At 69.4% G+C, this 19,892-nt stretch carries 15 protein-coding genes; 6 read left to right on the top strand and 9 right to left on the bottom strand.

Annotated features, from left to right (window positions below; genetic code table 11):
- Positions 1 to 14: 14 nt before the first annotated feature.
- From ACCO44_RS15000 to ACCO44_RS14980, 5 genes are read right to left on the bottom strand one after another with little or no spacing between them, the layout of a single operon-like run.
- Positions 15 to 1,322 (bottom strand): DUF58 domain-containing protein, encoded by a 1,308-nt coding sequence (locus ACCO44_RS15000; protein WP_372467159.1) that lies wholly within the window; start codon positions 1,320 to 1,322, stop codon positions 15 to 17.
- The gene (locus ACCO44_RS14995; RefSeq protein ID WP_372469412.1) at positions 1,323 to 2,246 is read right to left on the bottom strand and encodes an AAA family ATPase; all 924 of its coding nucleotides are present in this window, start codon (positions 2,244 to 2,246) and stop codon (positions 1,323 to 1,325) included.
- A 44-nt stretch (positions 2,247 to 2,290) separates the two neighbouring features.
- Positions 2,291 to 3,496: a DUF4350 domain-containing protein gene (locus tag ACCO44_RS14990; protein WP_105709670.1), complete on the bottom strand. Its 1,206-nt coding sequence runs from the start codon at positions 3,494 to 3,496 to the stop codon at positions 2,291 to 2,293.
- Complete coding sequence (locus ACCO44_RS14985; RefSeq protein ID WP_372467158.1) at positions 3,493 to 4,134, bottom strand: DUF4129 domain-containing protein; 642 nt, start codon at positions 4,132 to 4,134, stop codon at positions 3,493 to 3,495. The genes ACCO44_RS14990 and ACCO44_RS14985 overlap by 4 nt, the downstream gene beginning before the upstream one ends.
- A complete protein-coding gene (locus tag ACCO44_RS14980) occupies positions 4,131 to 5,510 on the bottom strand; it encodes a hypothetical protein (RefSeq protein ID WP_372467156.1) in 1,380 nt (459 codons plus the stop codon). Before ACCO44_RS14980 ends, ACCO44_RS14985 begins: the two co-directional genes overlap by 4 nt.
- Positions 5,511 to 5,616: 106 nt before the next feature.
- On the opposite strand from ACCO44_RS14980, the gene mtrA reads away from it, so the two are divergent.
- The 5 genes from mtrA to hpf all read left to right on the top strand — a co-directional run bounded on the left by mtrA (position 5,617) and on the right by hpf (position 11,230).
- Positions 5,617 to 6,297 carry an MtrAB system response regulator MtrA gene (gene mtrA, locus ACCO44_RS14975; RefSeq protein ID WP_029261966.1) on the top strand — a complete coding sequence of 227 codons (681 nt, stop codon included), beginning with the start codon at positions 5,617 to 5,619 and terminating at the stop codon, positions 6,295 to 6,297.
- 7 nt (positions 6,298 to 6,304) lie between these two features.
- The gene (gene mtrB / locus ACCO44_RS14970; protein ID WP_372467154.1) at positions 6,305 to 7,987 is read left to right on the top strand and encodes an MtrAB system histidine kinase MtrB; all 1,683 of its coding nucleotides are present in this window, start codon (positions 6,305 to 6,307) and stop codon (positions 7,985 to 7,987) included.
- Positions 7,984 to 9,702, top strand: a complete 1,719-nt coding sequence (locus ACCO44_RS14965) for a GerMN domain-containing protein (protein ID WP_029261964.1) — start codon at positions 7,984 to 7,986, stop codon at positions 9,700 to 9,702. Before mtrB ends, ACCO44_RS14965 begins: the two co-directional genes overlap by 4 nt.
- Before the next feature lie 91 nt (positions 9,703 to 9,793).
- Positions 9,794 to 10,438, top strand: a complete 645-nt coding sequence (locus tag ACCO44_RS14960; protein ID WP_105709672.1) for a ComF family protein — start codon at positions 9,794 to 9,796, stop codon at positions 10,436 to 10,438.
- Between the two features lie 135 nt (positions 10,439 to 10,573).
- Positions 10,574 to 11,230, top strand: coding sequence for a ribosome hibernation-promoting factor, HPF/YfiA family (hpf, locus tag ACCO44_RS14955; RefSeq protein ID WP_029261962.1), 657 nt, complete (start codon positions 10,574 to 10,576; stop codon positions 11,228 to 11,230).
- Between the two features lie 72 nt (positions 11,231 to 11,302).
- On the opposite strand, the gene ACCO44_RS14950 is transcribed toward hpf, so the two are convergent.
- From ACCO44_RS14950 to ACCO44_RS14935, 4 genes are all read right to left on the bottom strand, one after another.
- A complete protein-coding gene (locus tag ACCO44_RS14950) occupies positions 11,303 to 12,628 on the bottom strand; it encodes a hypothetical protein (RefSeq protein ID WP_105709673.1) in 1,326 nt (441 codons plus the stop codon).
- A gap of 76 nt (positions 12,629 to 12,704) precedes the next feature.
- Positions 12,705 to 15,545: an FtsX-like permease family protein gene (locus tag ACCO44_RS14945; RefSeq protein ID WP_372467151.1), complete on the bottom strand. Its 2,841-nt coding sequence runs from the start codon at positions 15,543 to 15,545 to the stop codon at positions 12,705 to 12,707.
- Positions 15,542 to 16,267, bottom strand: a complete 726-nt coding sequence (locus ACCO44_RS14940) for an ABC transporter ATP-binding protein (RefSeq protein ID WP_372467149.1) — start codon at positions 16,265 to 16,267, stop codon at positions 15,542 to 15,544. Before ACCO44_RS14940 ends, ACCO44_RS14945 begins: the two co-directional genes overlap by 4 nt.
- Positions 16,264 to 16,884 carry a PadR family transcriptional regulator gene (locus ACCO44_RS14935; protein WP_029261958.1) on the bottom strand — a complete coding sequence of 207 codons (621 nt, stop codon included), beginning with the start codon at positions 16,882 to 16,884 and terminating at the stop codon, positions 16,264 to 16,266. The genes ACCO44_RS14940 and ACCO44_RS14935 overlap by 4 nt, the downstream gene beginning before the upstream one ends.
- A gap of 188 nt (positions 16,885 to 17,072) precedes the next feature.
- Between ACCO44_RS14935 and secA the strand changes: the two genes are divergently transcribed.
- Positions 17,073 to 19,874: a preprotein translocase subunit SecA gene (gene secA, locus ACCO44_RS14930; protein WP_105710317.1), complete on the top strand. Its 2,802-nt coding sequence runs from the start codon at positions 17,073 to 17,075 to the stop codon at positions 19,872 to 19,874.
- Positions 19,875 to 19,892: the final 18 nt, after the last annotated feature.

Raw genomic sequence — 19,892 nt, 5'->3', positions numbered from 1 at the left:
GAGGACAGCAGTCGTCAGAGCCGGCCCGCCGCCTTCAGCTCCAGGTAGCGGTCGGCGATGCGGGGCGGAAGCTGTTCCGGGTCGGCGGCGATCGCCTCGCCACCGGCTCTGCGGATCGCATCCGCGACGTTCTCGGCGTCACGAAGCGTCCGCTCCGCCGCGGCAGCGAGATAGACCTCTTCGCGGGAACCGCGTTCGCGCGCCAGCGCAGCGATGCCGTCATCGGTGACCGATCCGACGAGCACGGTGGTCGCACGTGACGCGTTCGGGAAGGCGCCGAGGAACCCTCGAGCGGATTCTGCCGCGTCCTGCGCGGTCAGCACGACGATCAGAGAAGGCCGCGTGGTGAGCGTGCGCACGGCGGCGAAGGCACCGTGCCAGTCCGTGTCCACCAGGCGCGCGTCCACGGGCGCCATGGCGTCGCTCATCGCCGGCAGGAGTGCCGCGCCGTCCACGCCGGTGACCCGGCCGCGCACCACGCGGTCGTACATCAGCAGATGCACGTGGTCACCCGCGCGAGCGGCGAGTGCAGCCAGCAGCAGCGCCGCTTCCAGAGCGGCGTCGACGCGGGTGCCGTCGCCGACGCGTGCGGCCGCCGTCCGACCGGTGTCGATGATGATGACGACATGCCGGTCGCGTTCGGGGCGCCAGGTGCGCAGCATCGTGGTGCCGGCGCGGGCGGTCGCGCGCCAGTCGATCGAACGCACGTCGTCGCCCCGGACGTACTCGCGCAACGAGTCGAATTCGGTTCCCTGGCCGCGGACCTGGATGCTCGTGTTGCCGTCCAGCTCGCGCAGTCGCGCCAGGCGCGAGGGCAGGTGCTTTCGCGAGGTGAAGGCGGGAAGCACCCGGATCGCGCCGCGGACCGGATGCCGTGCCTGCCGACCGGCGAGGCCGAGGGGCCCGCGGGAGCGGATCATCACGAACTCGCTCACCAGTTCGCCGCGTCGGCGGGGGGTGAGGGGGATGGCGACGCGGCCTCGCTCGCCCGGGGCGACCTGCAGCTGCTGTCTCTCCGCGGGAGCACCGGCCGTGGGCTGCCAGGCGTCGCGGAGCACCGCGTGCAGCGCCCTGGTGCCGTGGTTGTGCACGGCGACACTCACCGGGACCTGTTCGCCGAGTCGGGCGCGCTTCGGCACGCGGCGACTCACGGTCACCGACCGGGCGCTGGCGGCGAGAGAGACGTCCACGACCACCAGCAGGATGCACAGGCCGATCCAGGCGCCCAGCACCGCGTACGCCGGGTAACCCGCGAGCCCGGCGAGGACCAGCGGGACGATGCCGACGGCGAGAGCGACGGCGAGACGACCGGTGATGAACACCTAGATCGGCACCCTGGTCTGCTGCACCACCGAGGTGAGCACCGCGTCTGCGGAGACGCCCTCCATCTGGGCGTCGGGCCGCAGCTGGAGCCGGTGCCGCCATACGGGCACCAGCATCGTCTGCACATGATCGGGGGTCACCGCGGTGGAGGCGTTCAACCACGCCCAGGCCTTGGCCGCGGCGAGGAGGCCGGTCGACGCACGCGGGCTGGCACCGAGTTCCACGGAGGGGGACTGCCTCGTCGCTCGCGCCAGATCGACGACGTAGCCGAGCACGTCGTCGGTGACGTCCACCGCGGCGGCTGCCTGCTGCGCCGCGCGGATCTCGTCCGCAGAGACCACGGCCTCGACGCCGGTCAGCTCGCGCGGGGAGAAGCCCTCGGCGTGCCGGCGGAGCACCGACACCTCGGCATCGCGTTCCGGCATACCGACGACGAGCTTCATCAGGAAGCGATCCAACTGCGCTTCCGGCAGCGAGTACGTGCCCTCGTGTTCGATCGGGTTCTGCGTCGCGGCGACGAGGAAGGGGTCGGGCAGCGAGCGGCTGACGCCGTCGGCCGAAACCTGGCGCTCCTCCATGGCTTCGAGGAGGGCGGCCTGCGTCTTCGGCGGCGTCCGGTTGATCTCGTCCGCGAGCAGGATGTTCGTGAAGACCGGGCCGGCACGGAAGTCGAACTCACCCGTGCGTGCGTCGTACACGAGGGAACCCGTGACGTCGCCCGGCATCAGGTCCGGCGTGAACTGCACGCGTTTCGTGTCGAGGCCGAGGGCGCGGGCGAACGAGCGGACCACCAACGTCTTGGCGACGCCGGGCACTCCTTCCAGGAGCACATGGCCGCGTGCGAGCAGCGAGACGAGGAGGCCGGTGACGGTGCCGGCCTGGCCGATGACCGCCTTATCGACCTCGGTGCGCACCCGGTGCATGGCCTGACGAAGCGCGGCGTCGTCGGTGGAGTGGTTCTCAACGGTCACGTGGTTCCCTCGGCTTCTGTGGGATGGATGGTCGGTCGGCGGGTGCTGGTCTCCACGGCCGCCTCGAGCTCATCGAGACGCCGAGCGAGGTCGACCAGGGCGGCGTCGTCGGTGGGAAGAGGTCCCGCCAGCAGCGTCTGCAGTGTTCCCCGAGGGATCCGGAGCCGGTCGGACGCGGCGTCGGCGACCTCGTCTGCGCCGGCATGCACGGCCAGGCCCAGTCGGCGGGCGAGGCGCCGCTGCGCGCCGTCGCGAAGGGCCTCTGCAGCGTGCGCGGCGTCGGCCGCTCTGGCCGTGAGGCGTGCACGACCGTGCATCGTCTCGGACGCGCGCACCGTCACCGGCAAGGTCTCGGCGACCAGGGGCCCGAAACGCTGACCGCGCCAGATCGACGCGGCGACCCCGGCGAGCAGCAGCAGGAGGATCGCCGGAGTGACCCAGGGCGGTGTGAGGCTCCCCAGCGTGTCGACCGACTTGCCCTCGATGTCGGAGTCACTGAAGCTCGGGACATACCAGACGACCCGCTCGGTCTGCCCGAGCAGCGCGAGCGCCAGGGCGGCGTTGCCGTTCTCCGCCAGGTACGCGTTGCTGAAGAGCCTGGTGCCCTCGACGACGGCGACGCGGTCACCGCCGCGGTCGTCGATGAGCACGGCGGCGCCGTCGGCATCGCCGAAGCACCCCTCAACTTCGGCGGCGGGCGCGAAGAGTCGATCGGCCCGGATCGTGCCGACCTCGGCGAACTCCGGGACATCGCATCCTGCCGTCACGGCCGCGCGTGTGCCCGGGGCGTTCTCGCCGATGCGCAGTGCGCTCATCAGGTGCGAGCTTGTCGAGAGGAAGACGACGCGATCCGCCGGTTCCATCAGCGTCTCCAGGGCGCCATCGGTCAGCGTGTACGGGTTCGCCATCACCAGCGTGGTTCCCCCGTCGACGGCGGCACGTGCCTCCGCCCGTGATCGGTGGATGTCGACCTCGACCCCCTGGTCACGCAGGATCTCCGCGAGGGCGAGGGCGCCGGAGTCATCACGCCCTTCGGGATCGAGAGCTCCGTGTTCGCCCGGCGGTGCAGCACTGACTCGGATGGCGACGAAGACGACGAGCACGACGAGGACGACGAGGATCAGCCAGCCGACGATGGACTTCGTCCTGCGCGGTCGGCGCTCGGCCGTCGCCGGGACACCGCTCTGCTCGGTTGCGGTCATGCGGGCACCGCCTCGAGCCGACGGGTGCGGAGACGCTCGTCGGTTGCCGCGAGGTCCTGATAGATCTCTTCCGTCGCCGGGCGGCCGAGGTAGCGGACGTCGTCGAACGCCACGGCCGCGCGGCGCAGGGCCGGGGCCTCGTCGGCGAAGACGGCGCCGGCGTCGCGGGCTATCGACTGCGCGGTGGCACCGGGAGCGGGGTCGATCAGATCGCGTTCCAGCAGGCTGCGCGCGATCGCGCGGTAGCGGAGGATCGTCGCCGTGTTCCAGTCGCCGGCACGGGCACTGCGCTCGGAATCGGACCGGAGCTGCGCTGCCGTGCGGTCATCGGACTCGCCGAGGAGGTCGCCCCGTGCACGTCGCACGGCACGGGAGCTGCGCGGCCGACCCCAGATGACGAGGGCCGCGATGAGAGCCGCCACGATGACGACCGTCACGATGATGAGGGCGGACGGGCCGATGTTCGCCCCGTTGTCCGAGCTGAACAGATCGGCGAGGAAGCGGCCGATGTCCCGCGCGACCAGATCGAACCACGTGGGCTTCGCATCCGCATACCGCGGGTTGGCGAGCTCGTCTTCCGCCCATCGGCGTGCCTCATCCCCGTCGGGGATGAACAGGTCGTCGAACCGGGAGATCATGCCGTGTCGTCGCTGCCGGGAGCAGCCCAGCCTCCGTCAGCGGGGCCGGGCGTCGGGCGAGGCGTGACGGCACTCGCCGCAGGGGGCGGCGGCGGTGGGAACGCCCCGGGTGCATCCGCGACCGGCGCGGGTGCGGTCGTCGTCACGCCGTTCTGCTGCGGCGCGTGCGGCTGATGCCCGTAAGACTGTCCGGGGTACGGCTGCGGCTGCGGTGCGTATGCCTGCGGTTGCTGCGGATACGACTGTCCCGGGTATGGCTGCGGGTAGGCGCCCTGTGCCATCAGAACGTGGTCCGGCACCTGCCGGGGCGGAGGCGCCGAGCTGACGGCTCGCGCGGGATCGACGATGAACGGGTCGCCCAGCTCCTCGTCCGCCCTCCCGAGATTACGGTGCTCGACATAAGCGATGAGCGTCTGGTCCAGCCCCTCGTACCGCATCCGGCAGTCGAGGTAGACGAGCGCCGAACCGGTGCTCTGCACGACGAGGGTGATCGCCTGGATGACGAGGAGCAGGATCTGGGGTGCGAGGAAGGCGAGGACGAAACCGACGATGGCGCTCGGATCTTCGGCGCCCGTCGGCGCGATGACCGACCCGAGAAGGCTGCTCAGCAGCGTGGCCGGGATGCTGACCACCTGCGCCGCGACGCCCATGATGGCGCTGACGAGGAAGGTGACCCCGAAGGCGACCCAGAAACGGCCCCGGGTGAGTCGCCAGGAGCGCACGAAGGCGTCGCGGAACCGTGCGCGCTCGAGGACGAGGATCGACGGCACCAGCAGCAGCTTCGTCGTCAGCCAGACGGACAGCGGGATCGCGGCGAGTCCGAGGAGGACCACGACGAGGACGACGATCCCGATGAGCTCGACGCTTCCCCCCGCACCACCGGCCACGAACGCGGCAATGATGGTCACGACGATCGCGAGGACACCGAACAGTGCGATCATCGAAAGCGACGCGAAACCGGCGAGACGCCAGAACGCCGGCGCCATCCGGCGCCAGAGCATTCGCAGCGTGGCCTTGACGCCGACGGCGGCGTAACCGATCTCCGCGGCGACCACGCCCTGCATCATGGCCGTGAAGGCGATCGAGGCCAGTCCGACGCCGAGGCCGGCGATGAGGTTGATGCCGATGGTCCCGGCCAGCACGGCCTCGAAGTCGGGCGAGGAGGGGGAGACGGTCTCCAGGCGGGAGAATGTCGTGAACAGGACGACCCCCATCACGGACGCCGTGATGACGGTCGCGACGAGCTGGATCACGACGGCGAAGCCGAACAGCACCTTCGGGTTGTGTCGCAGCGCCGCGAAGGCCCTGCCCAGCAGCATCCCGAACGTCAGCGGATGAAGGGGGATGATCCCCTTCTTCGGCGCGGGCGTCCACATCTGGCCACTCAAAGGCACTCCCTCCATGGTGGCTCCATCGTGTCACACCGCACACGTGGTGCGCAGACCTGGGGTCGGCGGGACTCGGTGCCATAAGGTAACAGTTATGACCTCACGCATTCTCGTGGTCGACGATGACACAGCGCTCGCCGAGATGATCGGCATCGTGCTGCGCACCGAGGGATTCGAGCCGGTGTTCTGCGCAGACGGCGCGCGAGCCGTCGACGAGTGGCGCTCGCAGCGGCCCGATCTCGTGCTGCTCGACCTCATGCTGCCCGGGATGGACGGGATCGAGATCTGCACCCGCATACGCGCGGAATCAGGCGTGCCGATCATCATGCTCACGGCGCGCAGCGACACCGCGGACGTCGTCCGCGGACTCGAGGTGGGCGCCGACGACTACATGGTCAAGCCCTTCAACCCGAAGGAGCTCGTCGCCCGGATCCGCACCCGACTGCGTCCGACGCCGCAGACCACCAGCGAGCAACTGCGGGTGGGGGACCTCACCGTCGATGTCGACGCCCATGAGGTGCGTCGTGGCACGGCGCCGATCGCGCTCACACCGCTGGAGTTCCAGCTGCTGGTCGCACTCGCCTCCAAGCCGCAGCAGGTGTTCTCCCGCGAGATGCTCCTCGAGCAGGTGTGGGGGTACCACTACAAGGCCGACACCCGGCTGGTGAACGTGCACGTGCAGCGCCTCCGCGCGAAGGTCGAGCTCGACCCGGACAACCCGAAGATCGTGATGACGGTGCGTGGCGTCGGCTACCGTGCCGGGAGCGTCGGCTAGGAGCACGATGGCCGCGACGACAGCGACCACCGCGACGGTCGCTGTCCTGCGCGACTGGCGCGGCTGGCCGACGATGCTCGGCACCCTGTGGCGACGCTCGCTGCGGTTCCGCACTCTGTCCATCACACTGCTCGCGACCTCGCTGGCGATCTTCATCACCTGCGTGACGATGGCTCTCGTGATCCAGAACGACCTCTTCATCTCCCGCAAGACGGTCGCTCTCGAAGACGCACGCCGCGCGGTCGACCAGGCCCAGCGCATCCTCGACGTGGCGGAGGTGGGAGATGATCCCGCTGCGCTCTCGAGCCTCTGGGCCGGCATCCAGGACACGCTCGCTCGCACATCGAGTACCGATCAGCTCGCGGGCTACAAGATCGACACCGGCGCGGACACCGCGCGGCTGAACGGCTTCGAGGCGGGGTTGAACGAGAGCCTGTTGAGCCCGAACCTCCGCGCCCGGGTGGTCAAGCTCGACGATCGCCAGGCGTGGCAGTCGGTGGCGCTCCCGGTGGCGGACGGCGCGGCGGTTCCCGGCATCGTCGTGGGGCAGCAGCTGCAGGTGCCCGAGGCCGGACCCTTCGAGATCTACTTCGCCTACGACCTCGGCGATGCCGATCAGACCCTCGTGTTCGTGCAGCGCACACTGTGGATCGCCGGGATCGGGCTGGGGGCCATCGTCGCCGCGATCTCGTGGATCGTGCTGCGGGCGGTGGCTTCCCCGATCGTGCAGGCCGCGGAGACGAGCGCACGTCTCGCTGCGGGCGAGCTCGGAGTGCGCATCGACGTGCACGGCGAGGACGAACTCGCCGTGCTCGGTCGGTCCTTCAACGCGATGGCCGACAGCATCGAGGCGCAGATCAAGGAGCTCGGTGAGCTGTCGATGGTGCAGCAGCGCTTCGTCTCCGATGTCTCGCACGAGCTCCGCACTCCGCTCACCACGATCCGGCTCGCCGCCGACATGCTCAACGACCAGCGCGAGGAGTTCGATCCCACCACCGCACGCACCGCTGAACTGCTGCACACGCAGGTGCAGCGGTTCGAGACACTGCTCTCCGACCTGCTGGAGATCAGTCGGTACGATGCGGGGTCGGTGCAGCTCGAGTTGGAGGCGACGAGCCTCGCGCATCTGGCGGAGGACATCATCGATCAGATGCGACCGCTCGCGGAGGGACACGGCACGGAGCTGAGGCTGGTCGCCCCCGGCGGGTATTCGCCGGTCGACATGGACCCGCGGCGCGTGCGGCGAGTGCTGCGCAACCTGATCGGCAACGCCATCGAGCACGGTGAGGGGCGCCCGGTCGTCATCACGATCGACAGCAACCAGCATGCGGTGGCAGCGGGCGTGCGAGACTTCGGGATGGGAATGGAGCCGGACGACGCGGAACGGGTGTTCGACCGATTCTGGCGCGCTGATCCCTCTCGTCAGCGGACGATCGGAGGGACCGGGCTGGGACTGTCCATCGCGCTCGGCGACGCCACGCTGCACGGCGGTACGCTCGCCGTCTGGTCGGAGCTGGGCGTCGGCACGAACTTCGTCCTCACCATCCCTCGTCACGACGGTGTGCTGGACGGCCCGAGCCCCGTCCCGATCGAACCGCAGGAGCCCCTCGCCGAACTCGGGGATGCGACCCAGCCGATCTCCCTGGCCGAGCCTCCTCCCGAGCTCTTCGACGAGAGTGACAGATCATGAATCGGACGAGGTGGACGAGGACGCTGCGCGGCGGCGCGGTGGCCCTCGTGGCGCTCCTGCTCTCGGCCTGTGCCGGGCTTCCGACCAGCGGTGGGGTCTCGGTGGGGCTCGAGCTCGGCGAGTCCACGCAGGATGTCGACTTCCTCCCCGTGGCCTCCGGGCCGATCAAGGGCGCCGGTCCCGAGGAGATCGTCGAGGGATTCCTCGAAGCGGGGATCACGACGTCCGACAACTGGGCGACGGCGCGGGAGTTCCTCGCTCCCGACCTGCAGCGCACGTGGCGGCCGGCGGCGGGGGTGTCGATCGACACCGGAACGGACACGCGGACCATCACCTCGACCGTTCCTCCCGCGGACGTCGAGGATGCGGACTCGGCCGACGTCCAGGTCCTGCTCGATCTGGTCGCCAGCGTCGACGATGCCAACACCTATTCGGAAGCGCTCGGAGCCTCCACCATGCCGTTCACGCTGCAGCGCATGGAGGACGGCGAATGGCGCATCACGGAAGCGCTCGACGGGATCGTGATCGATGAGCCGCGGTTCGAGAACGTCTTCGAGGGGTATCCGCTCCAGTACTTCGACCTCAGCTGGTCGCGACTGGTACCCGACATGCGGTGGTTCCCGCGGCGGCAGAGTCCGGCGACGACGGTGACGCAAGCCCTGATCGGCGGTGCTCCCAGCGATTGGCTCGACCCGGCCGTGCAGAACGCCTTCCCTGCCGACGTGCAGCTTGCCCAGGATGCCGTCCTCATCACCGGGCAGGTGGCCGACGTCGCCCTCACCCGTCCGGCGACCGCGCTCGACGAGACCACGCTCTCTCGCATGCGCACGCAGTTGCAGGCCACTCTCCGGGCCGCGGGGGTCGCCGTCACCCGCGTGCAGTTCACCGTGGACGGCCGTAGCGTCGACGCCGGGGTCGTCGACGTCGTGGAGCCGTCGGCGGAGATCGGCACGCTCGTGCTGCAGAACGGCGCGTTCGGTCGCATCGTGGGGGACGAGATCTCCCCGATCGCCGGGATCAGTACCGAGATCGCTGCGATGCCGCAGCCCATCGCATCGATCGATGTGGCACTCGACGACTCCATCGCGGCCGTCCAGCTCGGTGACGGGCGGGTGTACCGGGTGGGCGATGGAAGCCGCAACGAGTTCGATGCGCCACCGGGGCTCATCGAACCGTCCCTGGATCCATACGGTTACACCTGGACCGTTCCTGAAGGAGACCCGGCGGCCCTGCAGGCCTGGGGGAGCGATATCGCCGCGCACGCGATCGGGAACGCATGGCCGACGGCGTCAGCGATCTCGGACCTGCGCGTCGCCGGAGACGGCAGCCGCGTGGCAGCGGTGGTCACCGTCGGCAAGCAGCGCTGGGTCGTCGTGGCCGCCGTCGTCCGCGACTCGGCGGGACTCCCGGTGGAACTCGGAGATGCCAAGCAGCTGGTGCAGATCGACGAGCCGGCGACCGGTCTGGTGTGGCTGGGGCCGGATCGGCTGGGTGTGCTGGTGGATCCGGTCAGCCCCCGGCTCATCACCCAGACGGTGGGCGGACCCGGCACCTCGGAGGCCGCTCCGGGCGACGCCGTCTCGGCCGCAGGTGCGCGGACCGCTGCCGGCGTTCGCATCCTCGGCGCCGGCGGGCAGCTGTTCGCCCATGCGGGGTCGGCGTGGCGCGAGGTGGCGTCCGACGTCTCGGTGCTCGCCACGCGCGTCGGAGAGTGACTCTTCCTGCACGCCAGGGGAATGGTCGCGGTTCTCGGCGGCAGCGGCTTCTTCGTCTGCATGGTCGAGGGCGCGGCCCCAGAATCGTCGGATGCGGACATCTTCTCGTCTCCTCGGTGTCGGAACGGAGTTGGCGGCGTTCCTGCTGGCGGCGACGTGCGCAGGCTGTGACCAGCCGGGAACGCTGCTGTGTCCGCGGTGCCGGTGCGACCTGACACCGCGCCCGCGATCCTCGCTGACGCCGGGAGGTCTGCCTGTGCACGCCGCGCTCGAGTTCGAAGGGGTCGCGGCACGCTGCATCCGCCGGCTCAAGGGTGAGGGTGAGACGTATCTCGCGCGGCCGCTGGCCACGGCGCTCGCGACGGTGCTCTCCCCATTCGTGACGCCGATGACCTGGATCGTGCCGGTCCCCACCGCGCGAAGAGCGTTCCGCCGCCGTGGCTATCGCGTCCCCGAGCTGCTGATCCGTCGTGCACACGCACAGCCGCAGCCGCTGCTCGCGGTCGTGGCCGCAGCGGCCGACCAGCGTGGCCTGGGTGCGCGTGAGCGCGAGGAGAACGTTCGCGGCACGATGCGTGCACGGGGACGGGGAGGGGGCGCCGAGGTCGTGCTCGTCGACGACGTCGTCACCACCGGTGCCACGCTCGACGAGGCAGCCAGGGCGCTCCGAGCGGCCGGCTTTCGCACTGTGGTGGCGGTCGCGCTCGCCGCCACGCCGCATCGATCGGGATTCTGAGGAACCTCATCGAGAACGCACCGGCGACACAGGGTCGCAACCCCGTGACATCCGTCGACGGTCGGACTACGGTGGGGTGACACAAGGCGACCACGGTCCGCCCTTGGCCGGGAGGACCGGGACAAGGAGGCAGCAATGGAAACAAGCATCGTTGGCGTCGGAGTGGGTATCACCGATCGCTTCCGAACCGTTGTCGAAGAGAAGATCGCCAAGGTCCAGATGTTCGCGTCACGGGCGCAACGGCTGGACGTCAAAGTCACCCACCGCGTGTATCGCAACGGCCGCATCCCGGACGAGACCGTCGAGCTGACGCTGGTGGGCAAGGGGCCTGTCGTCCGCGCGGAGGCGACGGACGGCGACAAGTTCGTGGCTCTCGACCTCGCCATCGACAAGATGTCCGAGCAACTTCGTCGTGCGAAGGAGAAGCGTGTCGATGGCCGACAGCACCCGCGCGGCGCCCATTTCGAGAAGGGCAGCGGATCGCTGGAAGGCATCGACGTCCAGCCGGCATCCGCGGATGTTCTTCATGCCGTCGCGACGGGCAACGTGCCGGTGCAGCAGCCGGAAGACGAGACCTACTCGCCCGTCGTCATCCGCACGAAGAGTTTCGACGCCGAGTGGATGACTGTGGAAGAGGCGGTCGATCGGATGGAACTGGTCGGACACGACTTCTTCCTCTTCGTCGATGTCCGCACCGACCACCCGAGCGTCGTGTACCGACGCAAGGGCTGGGACTACGGCGTGATCGCACTGAGCACGCAGGCGCCGCCGTCTGAGGCGCTCGCTTCCTGACGGAGTCGCAGAACGGCCCGGTCCCTCGCGGGACCGGGCCGTTCTGGCGTCTGAGGACGCAGGTGCGGGTCGTCAGTCGAAGATGCCGTCCAGGAGGCTGCCGATCACGAGTCCGCCGAGGATGCCGGATGCGAGGTCGCCGCCGCCACCACCGCGCCGCGGCCCGCCGCCCCAGCCGCCACCGCCGCCCCAGTCCTGATCGCGCGGACGCGAGGAATCGATGTCGCGCTGGGCGAGCTGGAGAGCCTCGGAAGCGAGATGCGCGACCCGACGGGCCTGCACCAGGGCGGCTTCGCGCGTGTCCTCCGCTGGCAGGAGATCGGAGACATCGACGCGGAGGCGCTCGGCCTCGGCCAGGCGCGTGCGGGCGTCGGCACCGATCCAGCCGCGGTGGCCGGCGATGAGGCCGCGCGCGACGCCGAGCTGACGGTCGGCGTCGTCGATCGCATGCTGCACCTGGGCGAGGCTGGGGAGTGGATTCTCGGCGCGGTGCCGGGCCTTGGCGATCGCCTCGTCCAGCGCGGAGTTGGCGTCGCGCAACTGGGACAGCTCGGCGAACGGGTCATTGGGCTGACCGGCCGGTGTGAGAGCGGCGAGGGCGGCTTGGAGCGCGGCCACCGCTTCGGCGACGGCCGGCACCGACGGGGCGTTGCGTGCCGCGATGAGGTCGCCGCGCGAGTCGGCGACGACTTCGGCGAGGGTGGATTCTGCTCGGAGTGCCTCGATCTCGAAGTCCTCGACCGCATCCAGAAGCGCGGATGCGCGCCGGGTGGCCTCGGTCGCTGTCTCGAGGGCGACATTCGCCTCTTCGTTCTGTTTGGCTGCACGACGGCGTTCGGAGATGTCGGCGCTGTGGGTGGCGAAGCGGATGAGCTGCTCGGCCTCGGCGGCGCTGGCGGTGATCTGGTGCATCGCGGAATCGGCGTAGCGAGCCGAGAGGCGTGCGACGGCCTCGTTGGTCTGGGGGATGCGGGTGCTGAGCGCGGCGGCATCCGCCCGCACCTGCGCGATGATCTCGGGTGCTCGGCGAACCTTGGCGACGGATTCGGCGAGGACGGAGGTCTTCTCGTCGAGAAGGTCCTGAGCCCAGTCGCAGAGCTGCAGGATGCGCGCATTCCGCGTGCGCAGCTCCTCGGCCGTGTCGGGGATCTCGTCATGGTTCAGCTGGTGGAGCTGGAATGCCTCGCGCAGATGGGTGCGCACCGCGGTGAGAGCCGTGCGCAGGTCGGCGGTCAGCGATTCACCCAGCTCGGCCTCGGCGAAGGAGAGCTCGTCCGACGTCGTGCGAATCCGCTCGTCGGCGCCGACCAGCGCCTGCTCGGCGCGACGTGCGAGATCGGCGTCCTGTGCGGCGAGTTCTTCCTGTTCGCGTTTGCGTCTGCCCCAAATTCCAGCCATAGGTCGATCCTAGTTTCTCGCGTACCGGCGGTGGCTGAGCATCCGCTCCGGGCAGGCGCTGTTCGCTCAGGGCACGTCAGGCGATCGCCGTACGTCGCGTGAGCTCTGCGCGCCGTGGGGGGATGAGCCAGCTGACCGCGGCGATCGCGAGAGGCAGGGCGACCGCAAGCAGGGCGAGCACGCCCCAGGGGATGTCGGGGATCAGAAGAACGCCTCGCGACTGGATCGCGAACCCGATCGGGGGGAGCACCCCGGCCACCGCACCCGCGAGAGTACCGAACCCGGCGATGATGAGTCCCTGCCAGAGGCCGACCCGGCGACGGAGCCCGTTCGTGCCGCCGATCGCGGAGAGCGTGGCGTCGTCGGGGCGGCGCTCGAACCGCGCCAGGCTCAGGGCCACCCCGCTCGCGCCGAGGACGAGGACACCCACGGCGCTCAGGATCGGCACGATCCACAGCGAGTCGTCGGGCGGGCCGTTCTCGAAGTACGGGGAGAGGATCCAGTCTGCTGTGCCCAGCGCATCGGCGTTCTCCTGCACGCGGTCGCGTACCTCCACCGGCACGGGGGCGTCGAACGCGGCGATCACCATGCTGGGACGCGTCGCCATCTCGAACTCCGCCGCCGTCTCCGGGGCGACCGCTACCGCGACGGCCTGGTGGGGGAGCTCGAGTGCGATGGCGTCGACCTTCCGCTCCCAGAGCGGCTCGCCACGTGATGGTCCGTCTTCCCATGCGGTCCAGATGTTGTCGGGCGCCTTCCCGTCGTACACATCGCGGCCGCTCCAGGCCCCGACGTCGATCGTGCCGTCGGTGACGTACTGCGGGTCGGTGACGATCGCGGCGCCGTCTCGGTAGGCGGCGCGCTGTGCGGAACTCACCGTGATGCCGAGGGCCTCGTCGAGCTCGTCCACCGAGACCACCGCGATCGGGTTCGGTCGGTTCTGTCCGTTCGCCGTGAACGAGTTCTCGACCTCCGGGTCGAAAAGATGACGGTCCGGCATCACGGCGATGACCCTCGTCTCGTCCGCGGGGATGTCGAGGGAGTTCGCGTAGCCCCACACCTCGGGCTGGCGGGCGATCACGGCCGTGCCGGACGCCCCCACGCTGTCCGCGAGCGCGATTCCCGCGTCGGTCGCCTCGGAAGCGACGGAGGAGTCGACGGTCGACTCCGCTCCGGTCGGCTGGATCGCGATGGCGAGGGTGCCGACCGGAGCCTGGTAGGCCCAATCCCGCGCGGTCCACGCGTTCTGCATGGAGGTCTGGCTCATGGCGAAGACCGCGACGAAGACGGTCGCGGCGATCGCAGCGAAAGCGGGAACCGTGCGTGAGGAGTTCGCCGCGGCGTCGCGGGCGGCGATGCGAGCGGCGACGCTGACGGGCGAGAGCGCTTTGGCGGTGATCCACAGCAGCCAGCGACCGGAGAGCAAGATGCCGATCTGCACGAGGATCGGCCCGATGACGATGCCGAACGGAGGAATAGCCCGCAGCGGCGAGTCCCACGGCAGATCCGTGACCTCGATGGCGAGGATCGCGAACGCGCTGCCGATCGTGAGCGCGACGCCGAGGATCAGCAGGATCGATCCCCAGATCGGTCGCGACGCACGGGGTCTCTGCGGACGACGCGCGCCGCGCAGCGCACTGAGGGTGTCGGTGCGGGCGACCGTGCGTGCGGGAAGCACTGCGGATGCGGTTCCCACCAGCACCGAGAAGGTCAGGATCCCCGCCAGGATCAGCCACGGCACGTGGAAGCCCCAGAACTGGGTGGCCGATCCGTCGGCGAGGAGTGCCATCGTCACCGCGGCTGCCCCGACGCCGAGGGCGAGACCGAGAATGCCGGAGATGAGGCCCAGGGCCGTGCCCTGGAGCAGGATGACCCGGCGGAGGTCGGCCGGCGCGGCTCCCACGCTCGCGGCGACGGCGAGAGACCGCTGCTGGCGGCGTGCGGCGACCGCGAAGGCGGCGCCCGCCAGCATCACGACGACGTACGCGGCGAAGAGCCCGCCGGCGATGAGTACGATGAGCACCGTCCACAGGGCGCCGTCGTCTGCTCCGGACCACCCGCCCCTCGTCTTGTCCGAGAGGACCGGCGGCTCCTGGATCACCGACCGCGAGTAGGCGACCACACCGTCTTCGTTCAGCTTCTCGACCTCCGGCCAGTTGAGCGACAGGTCGGGGAGATACCAGCGGGCGTCGCCCGAGAGTCCGGCGCTCGCCGGCAGGAAGAGCGCGGAGGTCGCATCGGAGAGGACCGCCGAGTCCAGGGTTCCGACGACGGTGTAGCTGCGGTCGCCGTCGGTGACGACGACCTCGTCACCGATCGCGATCCCGAGCCGCTCGAGTGCGGCCGGGGTCGCCATGATCTCGCGGCCGGACCGCGCGGTCGCCCCGTCGAGAAGCTCGTACCGTCCCTCGAAGCGCTCATCCCAGACCTCGCCTCCCCACGCGGGCATCCCGGTCACGCCGTCGGGAGTCTGCACACGCACGGTGGACTCGACGACCCGGATCGCCTCGGTGCCGGACGGCAGCGCAGCGGTCGGATCGGCGATCGGCGTCCCCTCGGGGGTATTGCCGGAGTTGTCGGGATATCCCGTCCACGTGGGGTCGATGGGGGACTGCCAGAATCCGCTGTCCGGTATACCGCCCACCGAGACCCATGCCTCCATCTGTCCCAGTTCCGCGGTCACGCGTTCCTGCGGGGTGCCGATCATGCTCGCCCCTATGACCGCGTAGGCGGTCATGGCTGCGATCGGGAGCAGGACGAGCGTGCCGATGAGGGCGCTCGACAGCAGGGTGCGTCGCAGCTGCCGGTGCGCAAGCCGGGCGGCGACGCGCCAGCGGGCGCGTCTTCCCGGCCGTCGGACGGACGAGGAGGGGCGGTCGGACGTCCTCGTCTCCGGTCGCTCGACGGTCGCGGTCATCGGCCCGTCCCGCTCAGCAGCACCTCGGCGTCGTCGCGCCGGGTCTCGTCGACGATCCTCCCGTCCCGGAGAAACACGATCCGGTCGGCGAATGCCGCATGGCGCGCCTCGTGCGTGACGAGGATGCCCGCCGCACCCGCATCCACTCGTCCGCGGAGCATCCGGAGCACCAGTTCGCCGGTGACGGAATCCAATGCGCCCGTCGGCTCGTCGGCGAGGATGAGTCGTCGTCCGCCGACCACGGCGCGAGCGATCGCGATGCGCTGCTGCTGACCTCCGGAGAGATCGTCCGGATAGGAGTCGAGCTTGTCCGCCAGGCCGACGGACTGCAGAGCGTCCTTCCCCGCGCGGCGGGCGACCCGGGTGCGGAAGCCGTCGAGTTCCAGCGGGAGTGTCACGTTCTCGATGGCGGTGAGCGTGGGGATCAGATTGAAGTCCTGGAAGACGAAACCGAGGGAACGTCGACGCAGGCGGGCGACCTCCGCGGCGCTCTGTTCGCTGAGGAACGCGCCCTCGATGACGACTTCACCGGTGGTGGGTCGAGCGAGACCGCCGGCTATGGCGAGCAGAGTCGACTTGCCGGAGCCGGAGGCACCCATGACGGCGACGAGCTCCCCGCGGCGAACCTCCAGGTCGACACCCGAGAGTGCCGACACCGCCGTCGCGCCGTTCCCGTACTGCTGCGTCACCCCGACCAGTCGCAGGACCGTCTCGGCGCTCACAGTGAGGGAGCCGCATCCGCGAAGGGAGCACCAGCTTTCGCGGGCCGCCCGCGCTTGGGGCGCTCGGTCGCGAGTTCGAGCGCCATCGCCTGTCGCGGGTGCAGGGCGAGGCGCTGTTCCGTGTGGTCGAGCCACCGCACCTCGGCCTCCGCGGCGAAGATCATCGAATCGACGACCAGCGCCCAGGAGAGCTCCTCCGGACCGTCGGCGTCACCGCCGGCGTACTTCGCCCGCTGCAGGGACTGCAGCTGTCGCAGCGACGCCGTGCGCTGCGACTGGATGACCGCTGCGACGTCGACTCCGGGAAGCGTCGCGGCCACGGCGAGCTTGATCGCGAGCTCGTCCCGCGTCGCCTGCGTCCGCACCACGGGGGAGGAGAGCCACTGCGCGACCTCGGCGGAGCCGGCATCCGTGATCTGCCAGTACACATGACCCTGCTCGTCGGCATCCCCGCGCTCGACGAGGCCGTCACGCTCGAGACGCTCGAGCGTGTTGTAGATCTGTCCGACGTTCAGCGGCCAGGTGGAACCGGTGCGACGGTCGAATTCGTGCCGCAGCTGATAGCCGTAGCAGGGGCCCTGATCGAGGATCGCGAGCAGGCTCTGACGTACCGACATGGTGGGCTCCCTGGTTGTCGAGATGAATGCAATACCGAGTATATGCATACTCGGCAACTATTCGGATCTTCTCGTGGAAGGCTCGTGCAGGCGACGTGCAGGTCACAGGCCGGTAACATGGCAAAGCATGCCTGGCGTCGGGTTCACCGGCGGCCGGCGATTTACCCACTGACAGGGAGATGACATCCGTGGCCAATCCTCTTGAGAAGCTGCTGCGTGCGGGCGAGGGGCGGGTCATCCGCCGCCTGAATCAGGTCGTCAAGGCAGTGGGAGCGCTGGAAGAGGACATCTCCAAGCTCACCGACGACGAACTGCGCAATGAGACCGTCGAGCTGCGCGCGCGCTTCGAGAAGGGCGAGACGCTCGACCAGCTCATGCCCGAGGCCTTCGCCGCGGTACGAGAGGCAGCCAAGCGCACGCTCGGCATGCGCGCCTACGACGTGCAAATCATGGGTGGTGCCGCGCTCCACCTCGGCAACATCGCCGAGATGAAGACCGGTGAGGGCAAGACTCTCGTCGCGACCCTGCCCGCGTATCTGAACGCGATCGCCGGCAAGGGCGTGCACGTCATCACGGTCAACGACTTCCTCGCGAGCTACCAGGCCGAGCTGATGGGGCGTGTGTTCCGTGCCCTCGGCATGACCACGGGCATCATCGTCTCCGGCCAGACGCCCGCGGTCCGCCGGGAGCAGTACGCGGCCGACATCACGTACGGCACGAACAACGAGTTCGGCTTCGACTACCTGCGCGACAACATGGCGTGGCGCAAGGAAGACCTCGTCCAGCGTGAGCACTTCTTCGCGATCGTCGACGAGGTCGACTCGATCCTCATCGACGAGGCTCGTACGCCGCTCATCATCTCGGGCCCGTCCTCGGGCGAGGCGAACCGCTGGTTCGCCGAGTTCGCGAAGATCGCCCGCACGCTCGAGGTCGGCGAGGACTACGAGGTCGACGAGAAGAAGCGCACGGTCGGCGTGCTCGAGCCCGGTATCGAGAAGGTCGAGGACTACCTCGGCATCGACAACCTCTACGAGTCGGCCAACACCCCGCTGATCTCGTTCCTCAACAACTCGATCAAGGCACTCGCGCTGTTCAAGAAGGACACCGACTACGTCGTGATGAACGACGAGGTCATGATCGTCGACGAGCACACCGGCCGCATCCTGGTCGGACGCCGCTACAACGAGGGCATCCACCAGGCGATCGAGGCCAAGGAGGGCGTACCGGTCAAGGCCGAGAACCAGACTCTCGCCACGGTGACGCTGCAGAACTACTTCCGTCTCTACGACAAACTCGCCGGTATGACGGGTACGGCCGAGACCGAGGCCGCGGAGTTCATGTCGACCTACAAGCTCGGCGTCATCCCGATCCCGACCAACCGGCCGATGATCCGCAAGGACCAGTCCGACCTCGTCTACAAGAACGAGACCGCCAAGTTCGCGCAGGTCGTCGAGGACATCGCCGAGCGTCATGCCGCCGGCCAGCCGGTGCTGGTCGGAACGGTGAGCGTCGAGAAGAGCGAGTACCTCTCGCGCCTGCTCGCGAAGAAGGGCGTCAAGCACGAGGTCCTCAACGCGAAGAACCACGCACGCGAGGCCGAGATCGTCGCCCGCGCCGGACGTCTGGGCGCCGTCACCGTCGCCACGAACATGGCCGGCCGAGGCACCGACATCATGCTCGGCGGAAACGCCGAGTTCCTTGCGGTCCAGGAGCTCAAGGGCAAGGGGCTCGACCCCGTCGAGACGCCCGAGGAGTACGAGGTCGCGTGGGATGAGACCTACGAGTCGATGAAGAGCATCGTCGCCGAGGAGGCCGAGAAGGTCATCGAGGCCGGCGGGCTCTACGTGCTGGGCACCGAACGACACGAGTCGCGTCGCATCGACAACCAGCTCCGTGGCCGTTCCGGGCGTCAGGGCGACCCCGGTGAGAGCCGCTTCTACCTGAGCCTGACCGACGACCTGATGCGTCTGTTCCAGTCGGGTGCCGCGGAGGCGATCCTCGCCCGCACGAACTTCCCGGACGATGTGCCGATCGAGTCGGGCCTCGTCTCCCGAGCGATCCGCAGCGCCCAGTCCCAGGTCGAGTCGCGCAACGCCGAGATGCGCAAGAACGTCCTCAAGTACGACGACGTCCTGAATCGTCAGCGCGAGGCGATCTACGCCGACCGTCGACACATCCTGCAGGGCGATGACATCGCCGACCGCGTGCAGCACTTCATCGAGGATGCGATCAGCGGCGTGGTCCGCGACCACACCGGTGAGGGGCACAACGAGAGCTGGGACTTCGACGCGCTCTGGACCGAGCTCAAGACGCTCTACCCGGTCGGCGTGACGATCGACGAGGTCGTCTCGGAGGCTGCGGGGCGCAAGGGAGGGATCACGGCGGACGGACTCACCCGCGAGCTGCTCTCCGACGCGAAGATCGCATACGAGGCTCGCGAGGAGGCACTCGGCGAGGCTGCGACGCGCGAACTGGAACGTCGCGTGGTGCTCCAGGTGCTCGACCGCCGCTGGCGTGACCACCTCTACGAGATGGACTACCTCAAGGACGGCATCGGCCTGCGCGCGATGGCTCAGCGCGATCCGCTCATCGAGTACCAGCGCGAGGGCTACGCGATGTTCCAATCGATGATGGGGCAGATCAAGGAGGAATCCGTCGGGTACCTCTACAACCTCGAGGTCGAGGTGCGTCGGGCCGGAGATTCCCAGACCGCCGAGGTCGAGGCCAAGGGGCTCGCTTCCGACGGGGGAGAGCAGCGTCTCGAGTACTCCGCAGCGAACGATGCAGGCGAAGTCGAGGTCCGCAACGATCGCGGTCAGGTCCAGCAGGCGGCCACCGATCGGGTCCGTCAGGCGGCGGCTCGCGCTCAGGCCCCGCAGACCGAACCGGAAGAGGCGCCACGAGGCGCCTTCGGACAGCGCACCGATGCGGAGGCTCCGGCCGCCGGCAACCGCGAGCAGCGTCGCGCCCAGGGCAAGAAGAAGAAGTAGCTCCCGCGCAGAGGAGAG

It is taken from the genome of Microbacterium maritypicum, from assembly GCF_041529975.1.
Lineage (GTDB): Bacteria > Actinomycetota > Actinomycetes > Actinomycetales > Microbacteriaceae > Microbacterium.
Note: the sequence above shows the minus strand (reverse complement) of the source record. Positions and strands in the feature narration are given on the sequence as shown.

Excerpts from the sequence above, each read along its gene's own strand:
- ACCO44_RS14995 (WP_372469412.1), bottom strand. The coding sequence starts at position 2,246 with ATGCACCGGGTGCGCACCGAGGTCGATAAGGCGGTCATCGGCCAGGCC.
- ACCO44_RS14990 (WP_105709670.1), bottom strand. The coding sequence starts at position 3,496 with ATGACCGCAACCGAGCAGAGCGGTGTCCCGGCGACGGCCGAGCGCCGA.
- ACCO44_RS14985 (WP_372467158.1), bottom strand. The coding sequence starts at position 4,134 with ATGATCTCCCGGTTCGACGACCTGTTCATCCCCGACGGGGATGAGGCA.
- ACCO44_RS14980 (WP_372467156.1), bottom strand. The coding sequence starts at position 5,510 with ATGTGGACGCCCGCGCCGAAGAAGGGGATCATCCCCCTTCATCCGCTG.
- mtrA (WP_029261966.1), top strand. The coding sequence starts at position 5,617 with ATGACCTCACGCATTCTCGTGGTCGACGATGACACAGCGCTCGCCGAG.
- mtrB (WP_372467154.1), top strand. The coding sequence starts at position 6,305 with ATGGCCGCGACGACAGCGACCACCGCGACGGTCGCTGTCCTGCGCGAC.
- ACCO44_RS14965 (WP_029261964.1), top strand. The coding sequence starts at position 7,984 with ATGAATCGGACGAGGTGGACGAGGACGCTGCGCGGCGGCGCGGTGGCC.
- ACCO44_RS14960 (WP_105709672.1), top strand. The coding sequence starts at position 9,794 with ATGCGGACATCTTCTCGTCTCCTCGGTGTCGGAACGGAGTTGGCGGCG.
- hpf (WP_029261962.1), top strand. The coding sequence starts at position 10,574 with ATGGAAACAAGCATCGTTGGCGTCGGAGTGGGTATCACCGATCGCTTC.
- ACCO44_RS14950 (WP_105709673.1), bottom strand. The coding sequence starts at position 12,628 with ATGGCTGGAATTTGGGGCAGACGCAAACGCGAACAGGAAGAACTCGCC.
- ACCO44_RS14945 (WP_372467151.1), bottom strand. The coding sequence starts at position 15,545 with ATGACCGCGACCGTCGAGCGACCGGAGACGAGGACGTCCGACCGCCCC.
- ACCO44_RS14935 (WP_029261958.1), bottom strand. The coding sequence starts at position 16,884 with ATGTCGGTACGTCAGAGCCTGCTCGCGATCCTCGATCAGGGCCCCTGC.